This window comes from Acinetobacter sp. UBA5984, from assembly GCF_002429925.1.
Lineage (GTDB): Bacteria > Pseudomonadota > Gammaproteobacteria > Pseudomonadales > Moraxellaceae > Acinetobacter > Acinetobacter variabilis.
The window spans coordinates 25,897-37,622 of the sequence record NZ_DJBE01000078.1; the positions used below are offsets into that span (position 1 = coordinate 25,897).

The following is an 11,726-nucleotide window of genomic DNA, read 5'->3' on the forward strand; positions in this document are numbered from 1 at the left end:
GGGTTTTTTTGATGATTTACCTTTCTAATATCGGGATTAAAACGGAAGATCATCATCCAGATCGGCTGCCGGTGCTGCTACTGGAGCAGGTGCAGACTTCGGCGCATAACCACCCTGGTTATTTTGGTTATTGTTGCCATAACCACTGCCCTGATTATTATTAAAACCGCCTTGCTGAGGCGCTGAGCCATAACTACCTTGTGGATTATTGCCATAACCGCCACCCTGGTTATTGTTATTAAAACGTGGCTGGTTAAAACCGTTATCGCCTTGCTCGCCTTGTGGACGACCAGAATCCAGCATTTGCATTTGCTCACCACGGATTTCCGTTGTGTAGCGTTCTTGACCGCTTTGATCTGTCCATTGACGGGTACGTAATGAACCTTCGATATAAACTTTAGAACCTTTGCGCAGATATTGCTGTGCAATTTCACCTAAACGGTTATGCAGCACAATACGGTGCCATTCGGTTTGCTCTTTACGTTCGCCCGTATTTTTATCAGTCCATGAATCGCTGGTTGCGATAGAGAATTGAGTGAGAGAACCACCATTTGGGAAAGTTTTGGTCTCAGGATCTCGACCTAAAGTACCAACTAAAATGACCTTATTAACACCACGCATCAGACGTACACTTCCTATTTATTTCTATATTTTACTTTATAAGAGTTATGTTTAAATGGCTACCTCTTTACCTAACAAGTGCGTTAATTGTTGTCGCGAAACATCATCAACCTGCTGTTTATCGACCTTGACAAAGGCGACTTGCTGTTCAGACATGACCACAACCTCTTCAATACCACGAATCGCTAAAAGTTGAGAAGTCCATTCATCTGTTTGTTTACTCTCTGGCAGACGAAGCACAAGCGATGAAAGATAGCGTGGTTGAGCCAACCCAAAACTCACGAGCAGCCAAATTATAGCAATTGCCGATAAAATACTCCAACCGAGCGAAGTGTTGTTGAGTAACAACAATTGTCCACCGATAATCCCGCCAAAGAATGCGCCCAGGAACTGACTACTGGCATTCACGCCCATCGCAGTGGCTTTGGATTGAATTGGTGCTGCCTTAGATAGCCAAGATGGCAGTAAAGCTTCCATGACGTTAAAGGCAATAAAGAACAGCCCTAATCCACCGATCAGCACATATTTGGATTCAAAGCCAAAAATCATGATCAACAGACCCAGAATAATACCGCCAATCGCTGTCAGGAAAATGCTGCGCATCTTGCGGTATTTCTCTGCCAGTACAATGCTCGGAAAAGCAAAGAACAGACTCACGACCAGCAGCGGCAGATAGACCCAACCATGACTCGATAATGGCAGTTCAGCAACTTCAATCAGTTGCGATGGCACATAAATAAACATCGCTGTAAGTAGCAAATGCAGGGTAAATACCGAGATATGCAGACGGTTCAGGTCCCCCATTTTCAGGACCTGTTTTAGCTGCTCCAGATAGCCCTGCTGAAAATTTTTATGATGACGGGTAACTTTAGGGACCATCAACAACATCGCAATCGCGGCCAATCCCATCACTGTGGTCACCCAGAACAGACCAGAAATGCCGACCAGTCCTGTCACCCATGGCCCCATGGTAAAGGCTACCACAAAGGACAGGCCGATACTCATGCCCATCACCGCCATGGCTTTCATGCGGTTTTCTTCACGGGTCACATCAGCCAATAAGGCCATTACCACCGCTGAAACTGCTCCACCACCCGCAATCGCACGACCGATGATCACACCATAAATAGTGTCAGACATCGCTGCAATTGCGCCACCTAGAGCGAATAGTAGTAAGCCCAAAACCACCAGTGGCTTACGGCTATAGCGGTCTGCAATCAGGCTAAACGGAATCTGCAAAATGGCCTGTGTCAGGCCATAAATCCCCACCGCCAGACCAATCAATGCCGGCGTAGCATATTTATATGACTGCCCTGCTACAGAGAATACAGGGATGATCATAAACAACCCCAGCATGCGCAGTGCGAAAATACTGCTCAGGGCAAAGGTCGAGCGACGTTCTAAGGCATTCATCATAAAGTCTGGCGATCGAGTTAGTTAATCTTGATGCGCAGATTATAGGCCATTCCGCTCAAAGGAATGCATGAATTTTATTTGAAATAAAGATAAGGACTATCTGAAAAATAAAAAAGCGTAGACGGAGCTACGCTTCTGTTCAGTGATCACAGGACTATTTGCCTGCTTTTAATAACTGACGCTTGGTATATTGGATCGAAGCAATGACTGCCCAGATAATGAAAGCTACACCGATCAGACCCGTTATCACTTCAGGAATATGCACACCGGTACTGCTTGCCAGCATGATAAATGCCAGAGCACCAATCGCATAGTGCGCGCCATGTTCCAGATAGATATAGGCATCCAGCGTGCCTTTATCGACCAGGTAAATGGTCATCGAACGCACGAACATCGCACCGATGGCCAAGCCTAACATGATGATTACCACGTCAGATGTAATCGCGAAGGCACCGATTACACCGTCAAAACTGAAAGATGCATCGAGTACTTCCAGATAAAGAAAACCACCAAAGCCAGCTTTTACCACGCCAGTCGGTACACCTTCAGCATCGTGACGAACGGCATTACCCTCTTCGTCTACTTCCGGTTCCCCGCCCAGCATATGGCTTAGGACCTGTACCCCGATATAAATCACGATCCCCCAGATCCCAGCCAGAATAACATCCAGACGTTTCGCTTCTTCAACCTGGAAATCCATGATTAATAAGGCAATCAGGGTAATAAACACTGACATCGCCGGAACGTTCGCCAAATGCGCCAGACGGCGTTCCAGCATGCGGAACCAGTGGGTATCTTTTTCTTCATCCAGGAAGAAGTTCAGGAATACCAGCATCAGGAAAGCGCCACCAAAGGCAGAAATCTCGGCATGATGTGCCATCAGTTTGGCCGAATATTCTTTTGGTGCATTTAAGGCGAGCTGCACCACTTCCATAAAGCCCATATCCGCAGTCACGGCCACAATGACCACCGGGAAAATCAGGCGCATCCCGAAAACTGCAACCAGAATCCCGACTGTCAGGAAAATCATTTTCCAGAAATGATCCCAACCGCGCAGGACGGATGCATTGACAACCGCGTTATCAAACGACAACGACACTTCCATAATCGCCAGAATAGCGGTGATGGTCAGTGCTGTGAACATGGTTTGCAGGCCCGCTTCCGGACCATGGGTAAATCCCCAATAAGCAGACAAACCAAGGCACACGATCGAAAATACGATTGAGAAACCAAAATGTTTCAACATATATATCGACCTTAGATAAATTTCATTAAATGCATTTCTTTAAACGTAGAGAAATACTAAGACTAAAAGTTGTCCCAATTATGAAACTTTTGCCGCATAAACCAAAGCACTTCCTGAACCATTTTTAGGTATTTTCTGCTTTTCAGATTTGCTGATCTTTTAAACAGATTCATCTTTGCTATAGTGCTGGATGTTTTGACTTCAACTGCTAAGGATTTCAGTATGAGTTTCTCTCAAGACGTATGGCAACGTAATCTCGGACTTTATCAAAAGACATTGGCGCTGCCTTTTAACCAGCAACTGGCGCAGGGAACATTAAACCGTGAAGCTTTTAGTCATTATGTAATTCAGGATGCGCATTATTTACTGGCCTATGGTCGTGCGCTGGCGGTCTGTGCAGCCAAAGCTTTTGAAGCAGATGACGTGATCCAGTTTAGTGAAGCCGCTAAAACTGCCATTGTGGTCGAACGTAGCCTGCATGATGGCTTTATGCAGGATTTTGGCATCAGCAAAACCCAATTTGAAAATACACCTTTGACTCTGGCCTGCCATCATTACACCTCTTATTTACAGGCAACGGCTTGGGCAGAAAGTTATCCGGTGGTTCTGGCTGCCCTTTTGCCATGTTTCTGGATCTATGCGGAAGTGGGTAAGGATATTGTCGATAAGGCAGCGCCGAATAATCCGTATCAGGCCTGGATTGATACCTATGCCGGTGAAGATTTTCATACAGCGGTACGCAATGTAATTGCCACTGTGGATCGGGTGGCAGCGCGGGTCGATGCTGATACTCTGGAAAAAATGCATCAGACCTATACCCATGCAGCACGTCTGGAATGGCTGTTCTGGGATAGTGCTTATGAACAACGCCAGTGGCCGGGTCTGGATGATTAATTTTAGTGTCTATTCACTGAGCCCTGTCCAATGCAGGGCTTTTTTATTTTTAAGCCAAACCATAAATGATGAAAAGTGAAGCTAATTTCGATGTAGGTATACATCATAAAATTTAACCCACTAGACGTTTTGAAGAAAGCAAATTCACTCCACGTTTTTACCCAGTTGCTTTAGTACTGATCTTTTGACCAATATCCGACACAACTTGACGTTTAAAATACTTTTATTTGCACTTGAACATTTTTCATTCGGTATCATATAAAGGTTTTTGATGAATTTTCTAGGATCATTGCATGAGCCAAAGTCACATCCGTATTCGAGGTGCACGTACCCACAACCTGAAAAATGTGAACCTTGATATTCCACGCGACAAGTTTGTGGTGATTACGGGACTGTCTGGTTCAGGTAAGTCCTCACTGGCATTCGATACGTTATATGCGGAAGGTCAACGCCGTTATGTAGAATCTCTGTCTACCTACGCGCGTCAATTCCTTTCGCAAATGGAAAAGCCGGAAGTTGATTCGATTGAGGGCTTAAGCCCGGCCATTGCTATCGAACAGAAATCGACTAGCCATAATCCGCGTTCGACTGTAGGTACCATTACCGAAATCTATGACTATTTACGTCTGCTCTATGCACGCGTAGGTACACCTTACTGTCCGGAACACGACCTGCCTATGGTGGCACAGACCGTAACTGAAATGGTCGATGCGGTTAAAGAACTGGAAGAAGGTACTGCACTGTTATTGCTAGCGCCTGTCGTGCGTGAACGTAAGGGTGAGTACACAGCGCTATTTGAACAACTGCAAAGCCAAGGCTTTGTACGTGCACGTGTCGATGGCGAGATCATGGAAATTGATCCGCCACCCGAGTTGGACAAAAAGAAAAAACATACTATTGAAGTCGTGGTTGACCGCTTTAAGGTCCGTGATGATCTCGGTAACCGGATTGCAGAAAGTTTTGAAACTGCACTGCGTCTCGGTGGTGATATCGCGATTTTGTCTTGGATGAAAGGCGAAAATGATGATCGCGTGTTTTCTGCCAAACACTCCTGTCCGGAATGTGACCGCGCTGTGGCTGAACTGGAGCCACGCCTGTTTTCATTTAACAATCCCTTCGGTGCCTGCCCGGTCTGTGATGGTCTGGGCACCCGTAGCCATTTCAGTGCGGACAAACTGATTCCCAATCAGGAAGTCAGCATCAGCCAGGGTGCGATTCGTGGCTGGGACCGTCAGCGTCCATATTATTATGGCATGCTGCAAAAAGTAGCTGAGCATTTTGGCTTTTCTCTGGAAACGCCTTGGAATGAACTGGATGCCAATACCAAGAAGAAATTCCTTTACGGTACTGGTAAAGAAAAAATTGACCTGAGCTATATTGATGAACGTGGTCGTCGTCATAACCGGGTGATGCCATTTGAAGGTATTTTGCCGCATCTGGAACGCCGTTACCGCGAAACCGAAAGCAATTATGTCCGTGATGATCTGGCGCAGTATCTCTCTAACGCTGCTTGTGATGCTTGTGATGGTTCACGTCTGAATGAAATTTCGCGTAATGTGAAAATTCTGGATAAGACCATTGCCGACGTTACCCGCATGTCGATTGGTGATGCAGAAAGCTATTATCAGGGGATTAATCTGGAAGGTGCGCGTGGTGAAATTGCGGACAAGATTTTCAAGGAAATCCGTGAACGCCTGCACTTCCTGGTATCAGTCGGTCTGAACTATTTGAGCCTGTCCCGTTCTGCTGAAACCCTGTCTGGTGGTGAAGCACAGCGTATCCGTCTGGCCTCACAAATTGGTGCTGGTCTCATGGGCGTGATGTATGTGCTGGATGAACCTTCGATTGGTCTGCATCAGCGTGATAATGATCGCCTGTTACAAACCCTGATTCGTCTGCGTGACCTCGGTAATACTGTTTTAGTGGTCGAACATGATGAAGATGCCATTCGTGCAGCAGACCATATTATTGATATTGGTCCGGGTGCCGGTGTGCATGGCGGTCATGTGATTGCAGAAGGAACCTATCAGGAACTCGCTGAAAACAAAGATTCCCTGACTGGTAAATATCTGTCTGGTAAACTGAAAATTGAAGTCCCGAAAAAACGGGTTCAGCCACCGAAACCAGAAGAACAAATTAAGCTGATGGGTGCTGCCGGGCATAACCTGAAGAAAGTCGATCTGACCATTCCATTGGGAATCATGACTTGTGTCACCGGTGTTTCAGGTTCTGGTAAATCTACGTTGATTAACCGGACTCTATTGCCACTGGCAGCGACTCAGCTGAATGGTGCAACCACGCTGACTGCCGAGAAGTTTGATTCAATTGATGGTCTGCAATTTCTGGATAAAGTGGTGGATATTGACCAGAGCCCGATTGGTCGTACGCCACGTTCGAACCCAGCAACTTATACCGGTTTGTTTACTCCAATTCGTGAACTGTTTTCACAGACTCCGGAAGCCAAAGCGCGTGGTTATACCGCTGGCCGTTTCTCGTTTAACGTGAAAGGCGGACGCTGTGAGGCTTGTGAAGGTGATGGCATGATCAAGGTAGCGATGCACTTTCTGCCGGATATGTATGTGCCGTGTGACGCCTGTCATGGCAAGCGTTATAACCGTGAAACGCTGGAAGTGAACTACAAAGGTAAGAATATTTCCGATGTATTACAGATGACCGTTGAAGATGCCATGCATTTCTTTGATGCGATTCCAGTGATTCATCGTCGTCTGGAAACTTTGCATCAGGTTGGTCTGGGCTATATTCGTCTGGGTCAGTCAGCGACGACCCTTTCTGGTGGTGAAGCGCAGCGTGTCAAGCTGGCGCGTGAACTGGCTAAACGCGATACCGGTCAAACCCTGTATATTCTGGATGAACCGACCACAGGTCTACATTTCCATGATATTGCCAAACTGCTGGATATCTTGCATCAGCTCCGTGACAAGGGCAATACCATCGTGGTGATTGAGCATAATCTGGACGTGATTAAAACTGCCGACTGGGTCGTGGACTTGGGCCCTGAAGGTGGTTCGGGTGGCGGTATGATTGTCGCGGAAGGTACTCCGGAAGATGTTGTGAAAATTAAGGCTTCACATACAGGGAAATTCTTAAAGCCATTATTAAAGTAATTTAATCCTCCCCAACCCTTCTTTTTAAAAGAGGGGCTTTTATTTTTGACTATGCGATTGAGCAAATATTTTCAGCCAATTGTGCCAGCGTTTGATCATCCGCCCTTCGACCATCATGTGATGAAATATAGCCCTCATAAGCATCAAAATACTTATCAATTGAAGAATTAATTGGCTGCCAGTTTTCATGGGTATTTTTAGTCTGATGTATTGGAAATAGCTTTGCATGCACATGATCGACACCAAATCCCTCGAACACCATCGCTGTTCGGCCAACGTCATCAAAATAACGATCCAATTTTAGGGCTACCTGCTTGGTATATAAAACCAGATTTGTCAGCACCTGGTCACTCAGTTCAAAGGCATAGCTGGAATAATGCTGTTTTGGAATCACTACGCTTGCGCCTAATGTATTGGGAAATATAGTAAGAAACGCCATAAAATCATCATTTTCATCGATTAAATGACATGGCAATTCCCCTTTTACCATTTGACAGAAAATACAATTTTTACTCATTTCAAGATCCCCTAAATTTTTATATTTTTAAGAATTTCAGTGAAATTTACTTTATTTTTTAACAATATAAACTATAAAAGTTATGACTCTTCAAAATGTTTAGCTTAAAAAATTCAGTTAACTGGCTTAAACCTCAGCCACGACATTGCGTCCTTTCGCTTTAGCCTTAAATAGCGCCTCATCGGCCTGTTCCAGTAACGCAATCCATGACTCTGCGCCAATCGCCACCCCAATACTCACCGATACATGAATATCTTCATCAGCTGAGGTCAGAATAGAATGCTCAGCGACTTCAGTCCGGATTTTATTCGCCAGCATGAAAGCATGCTGCATCTCGATATTTTCAATCAAGACCAGAAATTCGTCTCCGCCATAGCGAACCAGTAGATCCGAAGCTCGAATATTGGCTTTTAAGCGCTCTGCAACCAGCTGAATGACCTGATCACCAATAATATGCCCATATTGATCATTCACCTGTTTGAAGTGATCAATATCAATAATCATCAGGCAGGTTCGCTTAAACTGGGTCGGATGCGTTTCCATAAAACGGATATATTCATCGAGCGCAAAACGGTTAGCCAGTCCGGTCAGGGAATCGGAATGGGCAATATTTTTCAGTCGAAACTCTAATGCTTCACGCTCTTGCAGCATGTGCTGCAGTTTTTGAATTGCTGTAAATAAGGATTCAGTAGGCCGGTCTGTTTTTAGTTTTGATTGTGCTTGCTTCCGTTCAGACCCAGTGGACAAATCAAATAAAATTTTACGTGCCCGAATTAAAGGAATAAAGATGCGTTTACGCGCAAAAATCATGGTCAAAATTGCCGTAATCAGGGAAATTCCAGATAAGCCCACTGTCCAGATCAAATGATTCAGACTGTGGCGCATTTCCTTAATCGCCACATCTTTGGTGTATTGCAGTAAATAGTTCTGCAAATCAATCACTGTTGTAAATTTATCTACAATGGCTTCAGTCAGCTGAGTTCCAGTTAAATAATAAGGACGCTGTTGTCGACTATCTTCAATCAGTCGCTCCACAATCGGTAAACCTTGCTGAATAAATTCAGTTCCGACCCGTTGATGTAAACGAATAAATTCATCGGTTTTGTCCTGAACAGGCTGTAGCGTATCAATAATATCCCAGAGGTAGCGTACCTGATGCTGGACCTGCAAGGAACGGGTAATGTTTTGCTCTGGAATCTGGGTTCCAAATGTCACATGTGCCATGACATTTGACGCTACCCGACCCGATTGATCCCTGAGATCAGATAAAAACAGGATTTCACTCATATAATTATCCAAACGGGCAGATGGAGTCGCAGAGGCAATCACTACACCTTTCAGAATTTTACGGCTGCTCTCCCAGACACTAAACATGGCGAGAATGGCCTGATCCATTTCCTGTGCAGTACGTTCCGGGCGAGGTATTTGAGTATAGAGATCGACCTGCTTACGCCCATATTGCAGACTAGGCTTTAACTCAAATAAAAGTTGCTGGCTTAGGTCATTAAAACCGACCTGATCGAGTGCCTGAGCTGTCATCTGCATCTGTTGATCGACTTCCTGACGGTAATCGCTTAACTCCTGCTGATGTTTGGCAAATTCCTCAACCGAACTGGACATAACTTTGTTGGCGGGTGCCCGTTCACGGGAGATTTTATTGGCGAGATCGGTGACCTGTTGTAAGGCATCAAGCTGCTGATAGGTTTGTTTTGATTTCAAATAATGTTGAGTACTATCAATAATCAAGGGAATACAAATACACAATAAACATAAAATAATGATCGACATCGACCAGTACAGATGTTTGCTGATTTTCTCAGAGCGCAAAGTATTCATCTTGATTTTTAGTCCTTCACATAGATCAAGGACTCCCCATTTAATAGTAGATAGATTATACAAATAAACACCTACTCATCATCAATATTTCTTCCCAATTACGTTGATTTTCAGAAGGTTTTTCTTATGTTCTTAAAGGTTTTAGCTCTTTATATTTTCAGGATTTTCTATTTGTTATCACTAAAACATAAATAGGAATGAAAATTTCATAATTTAAAATATAAGAAAATTAAAAAACTCGCTTTCTGAACTATTTACACGTGCAACAATTAGGTGCATAATGCACCGCATTAGGGCGAGTTAAATTATTCCTCAGCAGATTTTTTGATTTACCCGCAAATTTTGGCGAAAAAACCTCAATTCTTTATAGAAATTGAGGTTTTTTTTTGCAATTTTATAGAACAAGACTATTTTTAAATCGAATTAACGCACCATTAAGGTGCATTAAAGAGTCATCTTTGACGGCTTTCTATACTTGTTCTTTCATCTTCTTTTATGAAGTAATCCGTAAACTGAGATTTCCAGAAAATTTAGGTAAAAAAAAGCCCAACCTTGGGGAAAGCTGGGCCGATAAAAACAAAAATATGTGGAGAATCAGGCTAAATCACTATGAAAGTGTGAACTCTAACTTGATTTTCATATTATGTAAAATTCCCCCCAAAATGTAAAGTCGATTGCTTCAGTCAAGATTATAAAACATGCCCATCTAGCTTAAAAAACAGACATTCATTCTGAAGCTCGAGCTGATTATGCTCTAAAATTAAGCAATCCAGTCATAGACATGTTGCACCAAACATCTTGCACTTCTTGACACATTTATGAATTAGCTCACTGATTATTAATTGTTTTAATAGATTATTAAATTAAAATTGATCGTACTAAGTGATTTAAATAATCACACAATTTCTCCTTAATTTTTAGTCAAAATCTATATTTAAATTCTAGCTTTTTGTTATACAAGAGTTTTTATCTAAAATGGCTTCCGAGCGTGATACTTGAATTTTATACAAAATTAATACAATAATTTAGCTTAAAAAAATAGCGATTTCGAATTGGATTGACTTAATAAATTGTCACAATACAATACGTTCCTGTTGTACATCTTTTGTAACAAAATGGTAAATATCATGAAAAAACTCGGTTTAGCCACTGCTTTATTATTAGCAATGACCGGTGCTCAAGCATATCAATTCGAAGTTCAAGGTCAATCAGAGTTCATCGACAACACTGTAAATGACAAAGATTTCACTGGTGCTGTTCAAGGTACTTACTACTTCAAAGATGTAGACGCTTCTAAAGGTCCTTTAGCTGAAGCTGCTTTCATCAACCAGGCATCTAACGTTTCTGCTGCTTATACATATGGCGAATATGATGTAGATGCTGATGATAGAGACCAGACTTCTCATACTTTCGGTGTGAAAGGTGAAGCTTACATCCCAACTAAAGTTGTTCCTGCTTATGCAAGCGCTTCTTATAGCCATACAATTACTGATGGTAAAGGTGGCCAAAATGATGACAATGGCGACCGTTATGCATTAGAAGTAGGTGTACTCCCTATTCCTAACTTCCTGGTAGCTGTAGGTTACACAAGCGTTGCAGACCAAACTTCTTATGACGCTTTCAACATGTTCAACAACGGCGTTGCTAAAGCTGCTCTTGAGTCTCGCACAATCGATGAAGACCAAGATGCAATCACTGCTCGTACTAAATATGTAGGCGCAATTGACGGCACTAACATGTCACTTGGCTTCGAAAGCGGCTTGGTTTATGGTGAAGATACTGCTTACAACCTAGGTACTACTTTGTACATCAACCCTAAATTAAGCGTTGGTGCATCTTATATGGAATCTAGCTACGCTAATTCTCCAGACAAAGCTTGGGGCGCAAACGTAAACTACTTCATCACTCCAGCAGTTGCTGTAGGTGCTAGTTATGTGAACTCAAACTACGAAGCAAATCTTGCTCAAAATGCTGTAGTTCGTGATACACAAACTGTAGGCTTAAATGCTAAATTCCGTTTCTAATTTCTGAATTAGTGATTGAATAAAAAAAGGACGCATCAGCGTCCTTT

8 protein-coding genes are annotated in these 11,726 nt (G+C 43.3%); 3 read left to right on the forward strand and 5 right to left on the reverse strand.

Annotated features, from left to right (window positions below):
• Window positions 1-36: 36 nt before the first annotated feature.
• The 3 genes from ssb to B3J29_RS13115 form a co-directional block, all read right to left on the reverse strand.
• Window positions 37-621 (reverse strand): single-stranded DNA-binding protein, encoded by a 585-nt coding sequence (gene ssb / locus B3J29_RS13105; protein ID WP_005232624.1) that lies wholly within the window; start codon window positions 619-621, stop codon window positions 37-39.
• A gap of 51 nt (window positions 622-672) precedes the next feature.
• Window positions 673-2,037 carry an MFS transporter gene (locus tag B3J29_RS13110; protein ID WP_005232626.1) on the reverse strand — a complete coding sequence of 455 codons (1,365 nt, stop codon included), beginning with the start codon at window positions 2,035-2,037 and terminating at the stop codon, window positions 673-675.
• A gap of 154 nt (window positions 2,038-2,191) precedes the next feature.
• Window positions 2,192-3,283: a DUF475 domain-containing protein gene (locus B3J29_RS13115; RefSeq protein WP_005232627.1), complete on the reverse strand. Its 1,092-nt coding sequence runs from the start codon at window positions 3,281-3,283 to the stop codon at window positions 2,192-2,194.
• A gap of 222 nt (window positions 3,284-3,505) precedes the next feature.
• On the opposite strand from B3J29_RS13115, the gene tenA reads away from it, so the two are divergent.
• Window positions 3,506-4,177 (forward strand): thiaminase II, encoded by a 672-nt coding sequence (gene tenA / locus B3J29_RS13120; RefSeq protein ID WP_005232629.1) that lies wholly within the window; start codon window positions 3,506-3,508, stop codon window positions 4,175-4,177.
• 293 nt (window positions 4,178-4,470) lie between these two features.
• Window positions 4,471-7,302 carry an excinuclease ABC subunit UvrA gene (uvrA, locus tag B3J29_RS13125; protein ID WP_286965794.1) on the forward strand — a complete coding sequence of 944 codons (2,832 nt, stop codon included), beginning with the start codon at window positions 4,471-4,473 and terminating at the stop codon, window positions 7,300-7,302.
• Between the two features lie 49 nt (window positions 7,303-7,351).
• Here uvrA and B3J29_RS13130 read toward each other — a convergent pair whose 3' ends face one another.
• Both B3J29_RS13130 and B3J29_RS13135 read right to left on the reverse strand, forming a co-directional pair.
• Complete coding sequence (locus tag B3J29_RS13130) at window positions 7,352-7,819, reverse strand: HIT family protein (RefSeq protein WP_286965795.1); 468 nt, start codon at window positions 7,817-7,819, stop codon at window positions 7,352-7,354.
• Between the two features lie 126 nt (window positions 7,820-7,945).
• A complete protein-coding gene (locus B3J29_RS13135) occupies window positions 7,946-9,655 on the reverse strand; it encodes a GGDEF domain-containing protein (protein ID WP_286965796.1) in 1,710 nt (569 codons plus the stop codon).
• A gap of 1,127 nt (window positions 9,656-10,782) precedes the next feature.
• Between B3J29_RS13135 and omp33-36 the strand changes: the two genes are divergently transcribed.
• Complete coding sequence (omp33-36, locus tag B3J29_RS13140) at window positions 10,783-11,679, forward strand: porin Omp33-36 (protein WP_005232638.1); 897 nt, start codon at window positions 10,783-10,785, stop codon at window positions 11,677-11,679.
• Window positions 11,680-11,726 lie beyond the last annotated feature (47 nt).

Coding starts and splice junctions, on each gene's coding strand:
- ssb (WP_005232624.1), bottom strand. CDS start 621: ATGCGTGGTGTTAATAAGGTCATTTTAGTTGGTACTTTAGGTCGAGAT.
- tenA (WP_005232629.1), top strand. CDS start 3,506: ATGAGTTTCTCTCAAGACGTATGGCAACGTAATCTCGGACTTTATCAA.
- B3J29_RS13115 (WP_005232627.1), bottom strand. CDS start 3,283: ATGTTGAAACATTTTGGTTTCTCAATCGTATTTTCGATCGTGTGCCTT.
- B3J29_RS13130 (WP_286965795.1), bottom strand. CDS start 7,819: ATGAGTAAAAATTGTATTTTCTGTCAAATGGTAAAAGGGGAATTGCCA.
- B3J29_RS13110 (WP_005232626.1), bottom strand. CDS start 2,037: ATGATGAATGCCTTAGAACGTCGCTCGACCTTTGCCCTGAGCAGTATT.
- uvrA (WP_286965794.1), top strand. CDS start 4,471: ATGAGCCAAAGTCACATCCGTATTCGAGGTGCACGTACCCACAACCTG.
- B3J29_RS13135 (WP_286965796.1), bottom strand. CDS start 9,655: ATGAATACTTTGCGCTCTGAGAAAATCAGCAAACATCTGTACTGGTCG.
- omp33-36 (WP_005232638.1), top strand. CDS start 10,783: ATGAAAAAACTCGGTTTAGCCACTGCTTTATTATTAGCAATGACCGGT.